Origin of the sequence: Bacteroides sp. 3_1_23, assembly GCF_000162555.1 — a bacterium.
Taxonomy (GTDB): Bacteria; Bacteroidota; Bacteroidia; order Bacteroidales; family Bacteroidaceae; genus Bacteroides; species Bacteroides ovatus.
The window spans coordinates 355,283-370,932 of record NZ_GG774952.1 but is presented as its reverse complement, the minus strand read 5'-3'; the positions used below and the strand labels follow the sequence as shown (position 1 = coordinate 370,932).

Below are 15,650 nucleotides of genomic sequence, written 5' to 3'. Positions count from 1 at the left end.
GCCAAATATTGCCCGAACAGTTCTTTTTACCAAATATGTTTGATCAAAAAATGAATCTTATTTTCCAGCATCCCAATGAGCAGGGTCTTTACGCCATTCGTTCAATGTCTGTATGTCTTCTTCTTCGATATAACCTGTACGAAGAGCAACATCAAGCACGGCTTCATAATTGGTCAACGTTACCAAAGTCACCTTCGCATTTTTGAACGCCTCTTCAGCTACCGGGAATCCGTATGTATACGCTGCAACCATACCGATCACTTCACAACCATCGCGACGAATTGCTTCAACAGCCTTCAAACTACTACCACCAGTAGAAATCAAGTCCTCTACGACTACGACTTTCATACCCGGACGAAGTTCACCTTCAATCAGGTTTTCTAATCCATGATCTTTGGGGGTAGAACGAACATACACGAACGGCAAATTCAATGCATCAGCCACCAAAGCTCCCTGCGGAATAGCGCCTGTAGCCACACCAGCAATCGCATCCACCTGTCCGAATCGTTCTAATATCAGACGTGTAATTTCAATCTTCACAAAATTACGAAGAGAAGGATAGGACAGAGTTTTACGGTTGTCACAGTAAAAGGGGGATTTCCATCCAGAAGCCCATGTAAAAGGGTTAGCGGGTTGAAGTTTAATAGCTTTAATCTTCAACAGTTTCTCCGCAAATAGTCTCTCTAAGTTTTTCATAACTAAACTAACTATTAATTATTTGCCGCAAAAGTACAGAAATTGAACGAGAATAAAAAGAAGAATCCGTTTATTTTTTCAGTCAATTTGTTCCTCTTCATCGGGAATGTCGATACAACGCTTAATATCTTTCAGTTCAAATCCACGACTCATGGCAAATCGCATCAGCTTTCCATTCAATTCATAATCGTCTGCCGCATGAATACTTTTCCGTTTGGAAGCCAGCAGGTCACGCAGAATAGAAAGGTATTCTTCTTCATCAATTTCATTCAGATAACGCCATGCCACATCAGAAGGGATCTTCTTCATGTAAAGCCCCTGGGCTATTTTCATTTTCCCCCACTTGGCAAAGCGGAACTTGTCATTCACAAAAGCCCTGCAGAAACGTTCATCATCAATGAACTTCTCTGATTCCAGTCGGTCAAGAATACGCGCAATGGTATCATAGGCAATTCCCCAACGTTGTAACTTCTCATTTATTTCTGCCCGGCAATGCTCGGCAGTGGAGCAGTAAGAGGCTACGCGATTTAAAGCCTCTTCATCAGTTAATTGTGCACTCATCGGTTAGCTGTAACTATTCTATCTTTTCCAAATATGTCTTTTATAACACGAACATCACGATATTGGTTCATTTCAAGTATGTGTGCTGTTTCCCGGCCATAAGCCTGGTTGATTTCAAAATAAAGTTTTCCGCCCGGCAATAGCAATTCACTTCCCAGACAGGCTATACGATTATAAAACCGTAAAGGATCCTCGTCAGGAACGAACAATGCCAACCCTGGTTCCCAATCAAGGACATTAGCGTCCATTTCATTCTTTTCCGTTTCAGTCACATAAGGCGGATTACTGACGATCACATCAAAAGACGGCACCTTTTCCCAGTCATCAGACAATACATCTCTTTGCAGAAATCTCACCCCGGCTTCCAAATCTTCATTGTTTTTACGGGCAATAGCCAACGCTTCTTCCGAAATATCCCATGCCTCTACGTCTACATCCGGAAGTTTTTTATCCAGAGAGATCGCAATGCATCCACTTCCCGTACCTATATCTAACAGATGACGGGCATTCGGATTCTCCTTTACTATTAGCTCTACGAGTTCTGCGGTCTCCGGTCGAGGGATTAACACGCCGGAAGCAACCTTAAAATTCCTTCCACTAAACTCTGCAAAACCGCGAATGTACTGTATCGGTTCATTTTTCTGTAAACGGAATATAATGTTTTCTAATTCACGCTGTTTGCATTCGGATAAAATTATATCTTTGCCCATGTAAATATCAAGCGCATCTAAGCCTAACATGTCGCAACAAATCAGCATTGAAAGAGCTTTTATCTCTTCCTGCGGATAGCTTTCCTGCAAAGACTGGCGAATGTAAGCGGTGATACGATTCATATTTTCACAATTTCGGAGTGCAAAAGTAAGAATAATATGGCGAAGAGCACCAAAATGGAAGAAGAAAAATACATGAGGCGTTGCATTGAGCTTGCAAAGAACGGGTTATGCAATGTGCCTCCAAACCCGACGGTAGGGGCTGTTATCGTATGTAACGGACGTATTATCGGCGAAGGTTATCACATTCGCTGCGGAGAGGCACATGCGGAAGTCAATGCAATCCGTTCTGTCAAAGATGAGTCTTTATTGAAACATTCTACGATTTATGTCAGTCTGGAGCCTTGCTCCCACTACGGGAAAACACCTCCTTGTGCGGATCTGATTATAGAGAAACAGATTCCACGCATTGTTATCGGATGCCAGGACCCCTTTTCTGAAGTAACCGGACGGGGGATTCAAAAACTACGGGATGCCGGACGAGAAGTTACAGTCGGCATATTAGAGAAAGAATGTCAATCACTGATTCGTCGTTTTATTACTTTCAATACACTTCATCGGCCTTATATTACATTAAAATGGGCAGAGTCAGCCGATCGGTTTATTGATATAGAACGTACAAGTGGAATGCCTTTGATACTCTCCTCTCCTCTCACTTCAATGCTAGTACATAAAAAAAGAGCGGAGGCGGATGCGATTATGGTAGGCAGGCGAACAGCTTTATTGGATAATCCGTCGCTAACGGTACGCAACTGGTATGGACATAATCCAATACGTGTCGTATTAGACCGCACATTATCTCTTCCGAATGATTTACAAATATTCGATGGGAATGTGCCAACATTAGTCTTTACTGAAAAGAAACAACCAGCAAGAACCAACATCACATATATCTCCATCGACTTCAATCATAACACACTGGAGCAGATTATGGAAGTACTGTATCAACGGAAAATACAATCATTACTGGTGGAAGGAGGTAGTCAACTGCTACAGTCGTTCATCGACGACGAGTTGTGGGATGAAGCTTATATCGAAAAGTGTCCCAACAGGTTACACTCCGGTGTTAAAGCACCTCAAATGGACGATAAATTTAGTTATTCGATAGAAGAACACTTCGAAAGACAAATTTGGCATTATGTTCGCCGAATATAGCTAAGATAGTTCTATTCAGGGGGTTTTACGTCGATAAAAACAGTGTTATTATCTATAATTTTATATAAAACTTACCTGTAATGTTCATTATCGGAAAAAATGTTTCTATTTTTGCAACTTGTAAATAAACACAATCTTTCAAATGAGAATAAAGTTTTTATCATTCATTGCGAGTTTTTTCATGGTGTCATTTGTTATAACGTCATGTCTTGATGACGATAATAACATCGAATATAGCCCGGATGCAACTATCCATGCGTTTGCACTTGACACAGCAGGCCTTGGGAGTTATAAATTCACTATTGATCAATTATCACGTGAAATTTATAATGAAGACTCTCTTCCTGTTCATGCCGATACCATCATTGACAAGATTTTAATCAAAACATTAACTACGGCATCAGGCGTCGTAACAATGAAAGACAAAAGCGGTAACGATTCTGTCATAAACATCAATGACTCTATCGATCTTCGGGAAGATCTCACTATTAAAGTGTGGTCAACAGAAGCGTTAGCAGGAATATCTCCTAATCAAACTAAGGAATATACTATTAAAGTACGAGTACATCAGCATGATCCGGATTCGTTGAGATGGAAGTATATAAATGAAATAGATAATCAAATTACAGGAGAACAAAAATCCATTATTTTGGGAAGTGAAGTTCTCACATACTCTGTAGTTGGTAACGAGTTACGTGTGTATAAGAATTCTTTAACTAACTTCGGCAATGGGGTCTCACAAGAAACTGTGGGATTACCAGAAGGTCAACTTCCGACTTCTATCGTCACATTCCAATTCAACAGAAGCATAACCATGTTATATGCTACATCCGCAGGTGATGGTCATGTATATGAATCTGCAGATGGTATAAATTGGGGAAAATCAAGTATGTTTGGTGAGGGAGTGGAGTTACTTCTAGCCACATTGACCAATAACGATATCAGCAGAATTTGTTATACAAAGAAAGGAGCCGATAACCAACGCTATTTCTATTATCAAACAAATGATATACCACAAGAGACTTTGGATGAAGCAGAAAATGGAGGAAAAGTACCTGCTAATTTCCCAACTAAAAACATATCCTACACAGTATATGAGTCTGCGACAAATATTAAATCCGTCCTTTTAGTGGGAGATACAGAAACGGCGACTTTGGCTGATGACAGCGAATTAGAAACGACCATTGTATGGGCGTATGACGGTAGTAAATGGGTTGAGTTCTCAACAACTTCCTCCGTTGCATACTGTCCCAAATATACTCAACCATCTATCATATATTACAATGACTTAGTATATATATTTGGCCAAAATTTCAGTTCCATTTATGTTTCCAATCAAGGGTTATTCTGGAGAAAAGCTAACTCCAAGTTTGCATTCCCTCATAGAGATTGGAGCAAAGGAGGAACTCCAAACCCTAGCGTAGATCCTGAATTCAGAGGTAAAACGAATTACTCAATGGTACTAGACCCTGCGACTCAAAATCTATGGATTATATTTAGTAAAGGAAACGCCAGTTTCGAAGAAGAGGTAGATAAAGCAGAAAGTACTAAGTCTACCACAACTGAAACACGTACTTATAATCATGATTCAGAGGTATGGCGTGGTCGTCTTAATCAGCTATGGTTTGATTTAGCAAATGCTGGCAAATAAAAAACGTATACGTTTAAAATAAAAAGATGTCCTATATAGAACAAATAGACAAAACTCGGATACCACAACACGTGGCCATCATTATGGATGGGAACGGACGATGGGCAAAACAACGAGGGGAAGAACGTACTTACGGTCACCGTGCTGGCGCAGAAACGGTACAGAATATTACCGAAGATGCCGCCCGTTTGGGAATCAAGTACCTGACACTGTACACCTTCTCAACCGAGAACTGGAATCGGCCGCAAGACGAGATTGCGGCTCTGATGAATCTATTGCTAGAATCTATTGAAGAAGAGACATTGATGAAAAACAATATTCGCTTCAATGTAATCGGTGATTTCAAAAAGTTACCTGTTGAAGTCCAAAAAAGTTTGGCATCATGCATAGAACGTACATCCAAAAATAGTGGTATGTATATGGTATTAGCTCTTAGTTACTCATCCCGTTGGGAAATAACCGAAGCTGTACGGCAAATAGCAACACTGATAAAAGCAGGAGAAATGTCTCCCGAACAGATAACGGATGAATGTATCTCATCTCATCTGGATACTAAATTTATGCCCGATCCGGATCTACTGATCCGCACAGGAGGAGAAATCCGGCTAAGCAATTACCTCCTATGGCAATGCGCTTATTCGGAGCTTTATTTTTGTGACACCTTTTGGCCCGACTTCGATAAAGAAGAACTCTACAAGGCCATTTGGGAATATCAACAAAGGGAACGCCGATTCGGCAAAACCAGTGAACAGATCAGCTAATATAACTCGAAACATCAAATTATAACATAAATGCATTATCGTATTTCCTTTATATTCATAACGTTTGTCTGCCTGTGCTGCTTTGCGACAACAGGCATTGCGCAAAATGCTAACACTGATGAAGACTCGAAACCTGTCATCTTATACTCCGGAACACCCAAAAAGTATGAGATAGCAGATATTAAAGTCGAAGGCGTAAAGAATTATGAAGACTATGTATTGATTGGACTATCCGGACTATCGGTAGGACAGACAATTACTGTGCCGGGTGACGAAATTACTGGAGCAATCAAACGTTATTGGCGTCATGGCTTGTTCTCAAATGTACAAATCACAGCCGAGAAAATTGAAGGCGACAAAATCTGGTTAAAAATCAGTCTGACACAACGCCCGCGTATCGCAGATGTGCGCTATCATGGTGTGAAGAAGTCGGAACGTACCGATCTTGAAAGCAAGCTGGGAATGGTAAAAGGCATGCAGATTACTCCGAATACCGTAGACCGTGCCAAGACATTAATCAAACGTTACTTCGACGATAAGGGATTCAAAAATGCAGAAGTAATCATCTCGCAGAAAGACGATCCATCCAGCGAAAATCAGGTGATCGTTGACATTGATATCGACAAAAAAGAAAAAATCAAAGTACACGAAATCCAAATCGTTGGTAATCATGCGATCAAGACTTCCAAGCTGAAGAAAGTTATGAAGAAAACCAATGAGAAAGGTAAACTTCGTAACCTGTTCCGCACCAAGAAATTCGTGCCGGAAAACTTTGAGGCAGACAAGCAACTGATTATCGACAAATATAATGAGTTGGGATACCGTGATGCAATGATTGTAAAAGACAGCGTTTCACAGTATGACGAAAAGACTGTAAACGTTTATTTGAATATAGACGAGGGACAAAAATATTATCTGCGTAACGTTACATGGGTAGGTAACACTCTCTATCCGTCAGAACAGTTGAACTTCCTGCTCCGCATGAAGAAAGGTGACGTATACAACCAGAAGTTATTGAACGAACGTGTTTCTACAGATGATGACGCTATCGGTAACTTATACTACAACAACGGTTACCTGTTCTATACCCTTGACCCGGTAGAAGTAAATATCGTTGGCGACTCTATCGACCTCGAAATGAGAATCTATGAAGGCCGTCAGGCTACTATCAATAAGATCAAGATCAGTGGTAATGACCGTTTGTATGAAAACGTCGTTCGCCGTGAACTTCGTATTCGTCCGGGACAATTGTTCAGCAAAGAAGACTTGATGCGTTCTTTGCGTGAAATTCAGCAGATGGGACACTTTGACCCGGAAAAACTGCAACCAGATATTCAACCGGATCCGATGAACGGAACTGTTGACATAGGTTTGCCTTTGACTTCCAAAGCTAACGACCAGGTGGAATTCTCTGCAGGTTGGGGACAGACGGGTATTATCGGTAAGTTGAGCTTGAAGTTTACCAACTTCTCTGTAGCCAACTTGTTGCACCCGGGTGAAAACTACCGTGGTATACTTCCTCAAGGTGATGGTCAGACATTGACTATCAGCGGACAGACGAACGCTAAATACTACCAATCATACAGTATTTCATTCTTCGATCCATGGTTTGGCGGTAAACGTCCGAATTCATTCTCTGTATCGGCATTCTTCTCTGTACAGACAGATATCAGTAGCCGTTACTACAACTCCAGCTACTTCAACAACTACTACAACAGTATGTATAGTGGCTACGGTGGTTATGGTATGTACAACTATGGTAACTATAACAACTACGAAAACTATTATGACCCTGATAAGTCTATCAAGATGTGGGGACTTTCCGTAGGTTGGGGTAAACGTCTGAAATGGCCGGATGACTATTTCACTCTTTCCGCAGAATTAGCTTACCAACGTTATAACTTGAGCGACTGGCAATACTTCCCGGTCACCAACGGTAAATGTAATGACCTTAGCATTTCATTGACTTTGGCTCGTAACTCTATTGACAACCCAATCTTCCCTCGTTCGGGTTCAGATTTCTCACTGTCAGTTCAGTTCACACCGCCTTACTCGTTGATGGACGGTAAAGACTATAAGGGATATTACAGCAACCCTGAAACAGGTAGCATTACCCAGGACAACATGAATAAACTTCATAAATGGATAGAATACCACAAATGGAAATTCAAAGGCAAAACATATACTCCGCTGATGGATCCGGTTGCTCATCCTAAATGTCTGGTATTAATGACACGTACGGAATTCGGTCTGTTAGGTCACTATAACCAATACAAGAAATCTCCGTTCGGTACATTCGACGTAGGTGGTGACGGTATGACCGGTTATTCAACTTATGCAACTGAAAGTATCGCTTTGCGTGGTTACGAAAACAGCTCATTAACACCATACGGTTCTGAAGGTTATGCCTATGCACGTCTCGGTATCGAATTGAGATATCCGTTGATGCTGGAAACAAGTACTAACATTTATGTGTTAGGTTTCCTTGAAGCAGGTAACGCATGGCATGATATCAAGAAATTCAATCCATTCGAGTTGAAACGTTCTGCCGGTGTCGGTGTTCGTATCTTCCTTCCGATGATTGGTATGATGGGTATTGACTGGGGTTACGGTTTCGACAAAGTATTTGGTTCTAAACAATATGGAGGAAGCCAGTTCCACTTTATCTTAGGACAAGAATTCTAATGTATCATCAAAAACTAAACGTTATGAGAAAGTCTGTTCTATTAATCATGATGCTATTTGCTGTCAGCATGGCAGCAAATGCACAGAAATTTGCACTGATCGATACGGAATATATTATGAAGAATATTCCGGCAGCTCAAAGCGCTAACGAGCAAATGCAAGAAGCTACGAAGAAATACCAGAGTGAAGTAGAAGCTCTGGCTAAAGAAGCACAGAAGATGTTCCAGGATTACCAGGCAAAATCTTCCACTTTTTCTGCCGCACAAAAAACAAAGACAGAAGATGCAATCGTAGCGAAGGAAAAAGAAGCAGCCGAGCTGAAGCGTAACTACTTCGGTCCGGAAGGCGAATTAGCCAAGATGAGAGACAAGTTGATTACTCCGATTCAGGATGATATTTATGAAGCAGTGAAAGCTATATCACAGCAACATGGATATGATATGGTAATTGACAGAGCCTCTGCTACAGGTATAATATTTGCAAATCCACGCATAGATATTAGTGATGAAATCCTAAGAAAATTAGGATATTCAAATTAATTTCATACATTTGCAGCTGGAAATAACTAAAAATCATTCAAATAAATTATAGAACTATGCTAAAAAAAATTGCACTTGTAATGTTGCTTGCACTCCCAATGGGTGTATTTGCACAGAACCTGAAATTCGGCCACATTAATGCACAGGAAATCATCACTGTGATGCCGGAATTCACCAAAGCTCAAAATGATATTCAGACTTTAGAAAAACAACTTACTGCCGAACTACAGAGAACGCAGGAAGAATTCAACAAGAAATATCAGGAATTCCAACAAGCTATCGCTAAGGATTCTCTTCCTCCTAACATCGCTGAAAGAAGACAGAAAGAGTTGCAAGATATGATGCAGAGACAAGAGCAATTCCAACAGGATGCTCAACAACAAATGCAGAAAGCTCAAAATGATGCAATGGCTCCTATCTACCAGAAGTTGGACAATGCTATCAAAGCAGTAGGTGCTGCTGAAGGTGTGATCTATATTTTCGACCTGGCAAGAACTTCGATTCCTTATGTAAACGAATCACAGAGCATCAACTTGACTAGCAAGGTAAAAGCAAATCTTGGTATCAAATAAGAGCTGACCAAGAATAAAGAAATACCAAAAGGGAAAGAGAAAGAAGGATCATCTTCTTTCTCTTTCCCTTTTTTGGTGTACATTTGCGTATATAAATCAAGTGTGTCATGAAGCAACATCTATCCCATACGCCCGGACCTATCGGAGTATTCGACTCCGGATACGGAGGTCTGACCATCTTAGACAAGATTAGAGAAGTATTACCGGAATATGATTATATCTATTTGGGAGATAATGCACGTGCCCCCTATGGGACACGTTCTTTCGAAGTCGTATACGAATTTACCCGGCAAGCCGTCAACAAACTGTTTGATATGGGATGCCATCTGGTTATATTAGCTTGCAATACTGCTTCCGCCAAAGCCTTGCGCAGCATTCAGATGAATGATTTACCCCAAATCGATCCTGCCCGCCGTGTGCTCGGAGTCATCCGCCCCACTGTAGAATGTGTTGGAGAGATTAGCAAGAATCAGCATATCGGCGTACTGGCAACAGCAGGCACCATCAAATCCGAATCGTATCCATTAGAAATACATAAACTATTTCCTGAAATTCAGGTTAGCGGGACAGCATGTCCGATGTGGGTATCCTTAGTTGAGAATAACGAATCACAAGACGAAGGAGCAGACTATTTTATCCGGAAGTACATCGACCAATTACTGTCAAAGGATCCTCAAATAGATACTGTCATCCTCGGATGTACCCATTTCCCTATACTCCTACCTAAAATCCGGCAATACATCCCGGATCATATCAGTGTAATTGCACAAGGAGAGTATGTTGCAGAAAGCCTGAAAGACTATCTGAAAAGACATCCCGAAATGGATGCCAAATGTACCAAGAATGGCAACTGCCAGTTTTACACGACCGAAGCGGAAGAAAAGTTTTCAGAATCGGCCTCTACTTTCCTGAAACAGCAGATTAGCGTAAAACATATCACACTCGAATAATTTTTAAGAAAATAAATAACCATTTCTCTCTCTTTTTTGTTATATTTGTAGATAACAACCCCTAATAAGTAAGATCATGAAAGAAGAAGATTATAGCAAGGCAATAGAAGTATTCTCCGGATCCCCCTGGGAAGCCGAGATCATTAAAGGGTTATTAGAAAGCAACAATATCCGTTGTGTAATCAAAGATGGAATTATGGGGACATTAGCACCCTATATCGCTCCTTCCGTATCCGTCCTCGTGACAGAGGAAGAATACGAAGCAGCTACCGAGCTTATCAGAAGCCGGGACGAAAAAGGTAGCGATTGATACGGTCCAGTCCTTCTTTGATATTCTCCAATGAGTTTGCATAGGAGAAGCGTACATATCCTTCACCTCCCGTACCAAAGTCCACCCCGGGAGTAATGCCGACATGCGCATGTTCGAGTACATCGAATGCAAAGCGATAAGAGTCGGTAGTAAATTTGCGTGCGTTGGCAAAAATGTAAAATGCTCCTTGAGGTTCTACTTTAATCTCAAACCCCATTTCCCGAAGACGAGTAATCATGTACCGGTGACGCTCATCATAAATCTGTTTCATCCGTTCCACATCCGAATCAGCCTGCCGCAATGCAGCAATCCCAGCCTGTTGGGCAACGCTGGACGCACAAATAAATAGATTTTGCTGCAACTTCTGCAAAGAACGCATACAAGATTTAGGTGCAATCAAATAACCCAGCCGAAGACCTGTCATCGCAAAACGTTTAGAAAATCCGTTCAAGACAAAAGCCTGATCGGTATATTCAAGAATGCTGTGCGCACGCCCTTCATAAACAAGTCCGTGATAAATCTCATCCGAAATAACAGGAACTCCCAGTGCCGCCACTTCCCTCAAGAATTTTTCATCCAGCAACATTCCGGTCGGATTCATCGGAGAATTGATAAAGATAGCCGCTGTATGTGGATTCACACATTTACGAATAGCTTCTATGTCGTATTGCAAATATTCCTTAGACAAAGGAACCAAAACGGGTTTAGCCTGGGTAGCCAATACAAAATTACGGTAACAAGCATATCCCGGATTGGAAAGAATCACTTCGCTATCCGTGTTGCAGAGCAACATCAACGCAAGAAGAATGGATGGAGAAGAGCCGGAAGTCACCACAATGCAATCCGGATCTACCGTCACTCCATATTCCCGTAGATAAAAAGCAGCAATTTCCCGCCGGAGTTCCGGGTCCCCCAAAGAATGTGTATAGTGAGTAAGATGACGATCATAAGCCGCTTTTGCTGCTTCCGACACACAAGACGGTACATCAAAATCGGGTTCACCAACTTCCAAATGAATAATATCAACACCTTGTTTCTGTAATTCGTTTGCCCTCTCCAACACATCCATTACGATGAAGGAGGTCATCTGTTCTACTTGTGGATTTGTATGTTTCATTGTTTATCTTTTCTCTATCTAGCTGCAAAGATAATTCTTTTCAGCCTGTTTTGGTAGCATATCGGCAAAAAGCTCTATATTTGTGCTTTCAAATCGTTAGTAAGGATGAAACAGGAATTTACACGAATCGCAGTAAAAGTAGGAAGCAATGTATTGACACGCCGCGACGGAACGCTGGACGTTACCCGTATGTCGGCACTTGTTGACCAGATAGCGGAATTACATAAGTCCGGGGTAGAAATCATTTTGATTTCTTCGGGAGCTGTTGCTTCCGGACGCAGTGAAGTGCATCCGCAGAAAAAACTCGATAGTGTAGATCAGCGCCAATTATTTTCTGCTGTGGGTCAGGCCAAACTAATCAACCGTTACTACGAACTTTTCCGTGAGCACAATATACCTGTCGGCCAGGTACTGACAACGAAGGAAAGTTTTGGAACTCGCCGCCATTATCTGAATCAGAAAAATTGCATGACGGTAATGCTTGAAAATAATGTCATTCCTATTGTCAACGAAAACGATACGATTTCCGTCAGTGAGCTGATGTTCACCGATAATGATGAATTGTCCGGACTCATCGCTTCGATGATGGACACGCAGGCACTCATTATCCTAAGTAATATTGATGGGATTTACAATGGTTCTCCTTCCGATCCAAACTCTTCTGTTATCCGGGAGATCGGTCACGGCAAAGACTTATCCAACTATATTCAGACAACTAAGTCCAGTTTCGGACGGGGGGGGATGTTGACGAAAACCAATATTGCCCGCAAAGTTGCTGATGAAGGAATTACAGTGATTATTGCCAACGGGAAGCGGGATAATATTCTGGTAGATTTATTACAGCATCCTGAAGAAACTCTTTGTACACGTTTTATACCATCAGACGAACCGGTATCCAGCGTCAAAAAGTGGATTGCCCATAGCGAAGGGTTTGCCAAAGGGGAAATTCACATCAACGAATGTGCGACAGAAGTTCTAAACTCTGAAAAGACTGTCAGCATCCTCCCGATTGGAATCACTCATATTGAAGGTGAATTTGAGAAAGATGACATTGTACGTATCATGGACTTTCAAGGAAACCAGGTTGGCGTTGGAAAAGTGAACTGTGACTCCAAACAGGCACAAGAAGCGATTGGCAAGCATGGAAAGAAACCAGTAGTACATTATGACTATCTATACATTGAATAATTAATAATAAGAATTTCTGTTTTATCCGATTTTAGACTAAAATTAGCTTGTTTCTGTACGGTTTTCACCACAGAGTACACAGAGGTGAATCTTGTTCATGACTGCACGGTAATAAACTGTTTCATCCTATTCTAGCAAGGGGATATTCTCACTGCAATGAGAAAAAGTTCTCATTGTAATGAGTATTTCTTCTCATCCCTATGAGTATTTTTTCTCATAGGGATAAGTATAGTTGAGAATGTTTACGGAAGTTTTTTTGAATTATAATTGTATGAGTTTACCTCATTTCTGCACCCAAATGAAGCTCTTATTCAGGTAGAATATTAGCTTCTTTAGTGAAGATAAGCGCTTTTATTTTCAGTTATATAATGTATTATAGATAGACATCTGCAACATAAATACAGGGACTTTATTTGCAAAAAACTATTAATAGCAGTATATTTGCCCTCTAAACAAACAATATAATCCCCATGCTACTAAAACATTGGAACCTTATACTCATATTTTTAACATTCTCAATTATATCTTGTGAGAGCAGTAAGAATGAACCTGAAGTAAACAGTACACCGTCATTTCCTGTCGGCAGAGAGTTTAATGTCAGTTTAAATATAGCTCCTTTTCTTGAAGTAGCCGAACAACCTTTAAGCCGTTCCACCTCCACGGTGGCTGACGGAATATATGCAGTTAATGTTTTTTGGAAAGGAAAAGGCCTGACTTCTTTTCAGCCCTATGCTTCAGGCCTTTTCGATAATCCATATCGAGTAAAAATCGGGTTAATCGAAGGATATGTGTATCGCTTTGACTGCAGCTTCCTGGGATATAAAGACCGCCCATATTATACAATACAAAGTGACAACATACTTTATGGACTTCCTTTTTCATCTACTCTGCAGAAAGAGGTGAACGGGTTAGTCAACAACGATCTAAAGATTTCAATCAATCCCCTGAATATCAATGGGGCATTTCACCAACATATTTACAAAGGAGAAATGCATATAAAATGCGATAGTACTAGTACTCACCCTACCGTCAAACGCTTTTTCGGCAGTGAGCAATTGGACTTTTCAAATCCCAATATGAATACCTCCGTTTCAATGACATTGAAACGTGCTTATTATTCTATACAATTCGTTACAGACGAACTTGCACCGGGTGACTCCATCAAAATTAAAGCAGCGGACGTTACTCCATTTTATCTACTATATTCCAAAGATGGAACATCCCGGACGGAGGAACGAATTATCTCTATGTACGATATATCCGACTATTATACGGCCAAACTTAAGGAAGAAGAAACAATCGCTTTCACTATTTCCTACCGCCCGGCCAATGAAGAGAAATGGTATTCTCTATATACCAATCAGAGTATTAAAATGAAAAGAAACAAAAAGAACATAATCAAAATAGTCAAGATAGATGAGCATATAGGGGATGCTACTATCTCTTTTGGTGAAGAAGCAGAAATGGAAGAATCAGAACAAGAAATAGGGAAATAATTATCATACTCAACAACTACTAAAAAAGATTCATATGAAAATCAAACATCTTATGATCGCAGGCTGTCTATTCACAGCTTTTACTCTACAATCATGTATTAAGGAGAAAGATCTGTATCAGGCACCTCCTACTACGTATTCCGAACTTAACTTACAACTGGACGGAGACTACCTCTCAACCGAACTGCCCATGGCACGTGCTACAACTCCAACCAAAATTAATGAAAGTGAAACATTAGTGGGAATCGCCATTACCATGACACCCAAAGAGGGACAGAATCCATCTTCAAAACCATACGCTTATGGTATTTTCCAGTTAGACAAGGCGAAAGATCCCAATAACCTAAAAATAAAAGTTATTGATGGATACACTTACCGCATCTCTTGCTCTATGATTGCAAATGCAAAGGACTCAATCATAAAAGACGAAAAAGGCTTCTTCGGAGCCCCTTTCGATTTGGAACGTAGCGGAAAAATCAAAGGGGAATGCCTGAACAAATTCCTGACTGCCGAACAAGCAGATGGAATCAAATTCTTATACAACATTGAAAACCCGAGAATACAAACGAGAAACGGATCACAAGACGCCTGCAACCGCCCGTTCATCGAACGTTATCATGGATTAAACGATAAAGTGGAAGTGACAGATGGCATGCAAAATCACATAATGCTCTATCGCCGTTTTTTCGGAGTAAAATTCAAACAAACAGGTTTAGAGAAAGGACGTCTTAGAATAAAACTTGAAGACGCACCAAGCATCTATTTGAATGCTAATGCAGATATTCATAAGACTGTTGAATCTGAATTAAAAATGGTCAGCATGAGAAATCTCACTGCCAATATACCTACTGGTGATAATCAACATTTAACAGAGAATGTAAAAGTGGAAGTATTTTGGGAAGAGACTCCAGGAGCAGAAGAAAAGACAATCATCAGTAGCAGTATCACATTCAAGAGAAACTATACCCATTCTATCGCACTAACCAATATTGAACATATAGGAACACCTAGTGACATAGGAATTGAAGTCGAATCAGGAGAAATGGGAGAAGATATTGAACAAGACATTCCATGGCAATGAGATAATGCCAAATAGGAGTTCGAATAACAAGCACTATACCAATATAGTGCATAAATGAAAAATACGAGATTCAGAATTGAGTCTCGTATTTTTTTAGTATTAATCTTGTAAAAAAACC

Annotated in this window: 15 protein-coding genes; 11 read left to right on the top strand and 4 right to left on the bottom strand. The window is 40.6% G+C overall.

The features are described 5' to 3' along the window. Positions 1-57: 57 nt before the first annotated feature. From pyrE to prmC, 3 genes are all read right to left on the bottom strand, one after another. Entirely contained in the window at positions 58-696 is a 639-nt protein-coding gene (gene pyrE, locus HMPREF9010_RS10080) for an orotate phosphoribosyltransferase (RefSeq protein ID WP_004299787.1), read from the bottom strand. Between the two features lie 78 nt (positions 697-774). Continuing rightward, positions 775-1,257 (bottom strand): regulatory protein RecX, encoded by a 483-nt coding sequence (locus HMPREF9010_RS10085; protein WP_004299786.1) that lies wholly within the window; start codon positions 1,255-1,257, stop codon positions 775-777. Continuing rightward, the gene (prmC, locus tag HMPREF9010_RS10090) at positions 1,254-2,090 is read right to left on the bottom strand and encodes a peptide chain release factor N(5)-glutamine methyltransferase (protein ID WP_004299785.1); all 837 of its coding nucleotides are present in this window, start codon (positions 2,088-2,090) and stop codon (positions 1,254-1,256) included. Before prmC ends, HMPREF9010_RS10085 begins: the two co-directional genes overlap by 4 nt. Positions 2,091-2,126: 36 nt before the next feature. On the opposite strand from prmC, the gene ribD reads away from it, so the two are divergent. The 8 genes from ribD (at position 2,127) to HMPREF9010_RS10130 (ending at position 10,650) form a co-directional block, all read left to right on the top strand. Beyond that, positions 2,127-3,182, top strand: coding sequence for a bifunctional diaminohydroxyphosphoribosylaminopyrimidine deaminase/5-amino-6-(5-phosphoribosylamino)uracil reductase RibD (ribD, locus tag HMPREF9010_RS10095; protein WP_008649603.1), 1,056 nt, complete (start codon positions 2,127-2,129; stop codon positions 3,180-3,182). 142 nt (positions 3,183-3,324) lie between these two features. Further along, entirely contained in the window at positions 3,325-4,833 is a 1,509-nt protein-coding gene (locus HMPREF9010_RS10100) for a DUF6242 domain-containing protein (protein WP_008649601.1), read from the top strand. A 26-nt stretch (positions 4,834-4,859) separates the two neighbouring features. Beyond that, entirely contained in the window at positions 4,860-5,594 is a 735-nt protein-coding gene (locus tag HMPREF9010_RS10105) for an isoprenyl transferase (protein ID WP_004299782.1), read from the top strand. A 30-nt stretch (positions 5,595-5,624) separates the two neighbouring features. After that, complete coding sequence (gene bamA, locus HMPREF9010_RS10110) at positions 5,625-8,279, top strand: outer membrane protein assembly factor BamA (protein ID WP_008649598.1); 2,655 nt, start codon at positions 5,625-5,627, stop codon at positions 8,277-8,279. Between the two features lie 23 nt (positions 8,280-8,302). Continuing rightward, entirely contained in the window at positions 8,303-8,818 is a 516-nt protein-coding gene (locus HMPREF9010_RS10115) for an OmpH family outer membrane protein (protein ID WP_004305030.1), read from the top strand. Between the two features lie 56 nt (positions 8,819-8,874). Continuing rightward, positions 8,875-9,390, top strand: coding sequence for an OmpH family outer membrane protein (locus HMPREF9010_RS10120; RefSeq protein ID WP_004299779.1), 516 nt, complete (start codon positions 8,875-8,877; stop codon positions 9,388-9,390). A gap of 107 nt (positions 9,391-9,497) precedes the next feature. Further along, positions 9,498-10,340 (top strand): glutamate racemase, encoded by an 843-nt coding sequence (gene murI / locus HMPREF9010_RS10125; protein WP_004310502.1) that lies wholly within the window; start codon positions 9,498-9,500, stop codon positions 10,338-10,340. A 76-nt stretch (positions 10,341-10,416) separates the two neighbouring features. After that, positions 10,417-10,650 (top strand): DUF2007-related protein, encoded by a 234-nt coding sequence (locus HMPREF9010_RS10130; RefSeq protein WP_004299777.1) that lies wholly within the window; start codon positions 10,417-10,419, stop codon positions 10,648-10,650. Here HMPREF9010_RS10130 and HMPREF9010_RS10135 read toward each other — a convergent pair. Then, entirely contained in the window at positions 10,619-11,767 is a 1,149-nt protein-coding gene (locus HMPREF9010_RS10135; RefSeq protein WP_008649595.1) for a pyridoxal phosphate-dependent aminotransferase, read from the bottom strand. The two genes, HMPREF9010_RS10130 and HMPREF9010_RS10135, sit on opposite strands and share 32 nt — an antisense overlap. A 105-nt stretch (positions 11,768-11,872) precedes the next feature. Here HMPREF9010_RS10135 and proB point away from each other — a divergent pair, with 105 nt between their 5' ends. From proB to HMPREF9010_RS10150, 3 genes are all read left to right on the top strand, one after another. Beyond that, positions 11,873-12,955, top strand: a complete 1,083-nt coding sequence (gene proB / locus HMPREF9010_RS10140; RefSeq protein ID WP_008649592.1) for a glutamate 5-kinase — start codon at positions 11,873-11,875, stop codon at positions 12,953-12,955. Between the two features lie 470 nt (positions 12,956-13,425). Further along, on the top strand, positions 13,426-14,451 hold the full coding sequence (locus HMPREF9010_RS10145) for a hypothetical protein (protein WP_008649590.1): 1,026 nt from the start codon (positions 13,426-13,428) through the stop codon (positions 14,449-14,451). 34 nt (positions 14,452-14,485) lie between these two features. After that, positions 14,486-15,532 carry a hypothetical protein gene (locus tag HMPREF9010_RS10150; protein WP_004299773.1) on the top strand — a complete coding sequence of 349 codons (1,047 nt, stop codon included), beginning with the start codon at positions 14,486-14,488 and terminating at the stop codon, positions 15,530-15,532. The last annotated feature ends 118 nt before the right edge of the window (positions 15,533-15,650 follow it).

Excerpts from the sequence above, each read along its gene's own strand:
- pyrE (WP_004299787.1), bottom strand. The coding sequence starts at position 696 with ATGAAAAACTTAGAGAGACTATTTGCGGAGAAACTGTTGAAGATTAAA.
- HMPREF9010_RS10085 (WP_004299786.1), bottom strand. The coding sequence starts at position 1,257 with ATGAGTGCACAATTAACTGATGAAGAGGCTTTAAATCGCGTAGCCTCT.
- prmC (WP_004299785.1), bottom strand. The coding sequence starts at position 2,090 with ATGAATCGTATCACCGCTTACATTCGCCAGTCTTTGCAGGAAAGCTAT.
- ribD (WP_008649603.1), top strand. The coding sequence starts at position 2,127 with ATGGCGAAGAGCACCAAAATGGAAGAAGAAAAATACATGAGGCGTTGC.
- HMPREF9010_RS10100 (WP_008649601.1), top strand. The coding sequence starts at position 3,325 with ATGAGAATAAAGTTTTTATCATTCATTGCGAGTTTTTTCATGGTGTCA.
- HMPREF9010_RS10105 (WP_004299782.1), top strand. The coding sequence starts at position 4,860 with ATGTCCTATATAGAACAAATAGACAAAACTCGGATACCACAACACGTG.
- bamA (WP_008649598.1), top strand. The coding sequence starts at position 5,625 with ATGCATTATCGTATTTCCTTTATATTCATAACGTTTGTCTGCCTGTGC.
- HMPREF9010_RS10115 (WP_004305030.1), top strand. The coding sequence starts at position 8,303 with ATGAGAAAGTCTGTTCTATTAATCATGATGCTATTTGCTGTCAGCATG.
- HMPREF9010_RS10120 (WP_004299779.1), top strand. The coding sequence starts at position 8,875 with ATGCTAAAAAAAATTGCACTTGTAATGTTGCTTGCACTCCCAATGGGT.
- murI (WP_004310502.1), top strand. The coding sequence starts at position 9,498 with ATGAAGCAACATCTATCCCATACGCCCGGACCTATCGGAGTATTCGAC.
- HMPREF9010_RS10130 (WP_004299777.1), top strand. The coding sequence starts at position 10,417 with ATGAAAGAAGAAGATTATAGCAAGGCAATAGAAGTATTCTCCGGATCC.
- HMPREF9010_RS10135 (WP_008649595.1), bottom strand. The coding sequence starts at position 11,767 with ATGAAACATACAAATCCACAAGTAGAACAGATGACCTCCTTCATCGTA.
- proB (WP_008649592.1), top strand. The coding sequence starts at position 11,873 with ATGAAACAGGAATTTACACGAATCGCAGTAAAAGTAGGAAGCAATGTA.
- HMPREF9010_RS10145 (WP_008649590.1), top strand. The coding sequence starts at position 13,426 with ATGCTACTAAAACATTGGAACCTTATACTCATATTTTTAACATTCTCA.
- HMPREF9010_RS10150 (WP_004299773.1), top strand. The coding sequence starts at position 14,486 with ATGAAAATCAAACATCTTATGATCGCAGGCTGTCTATTCACAGCTTTT.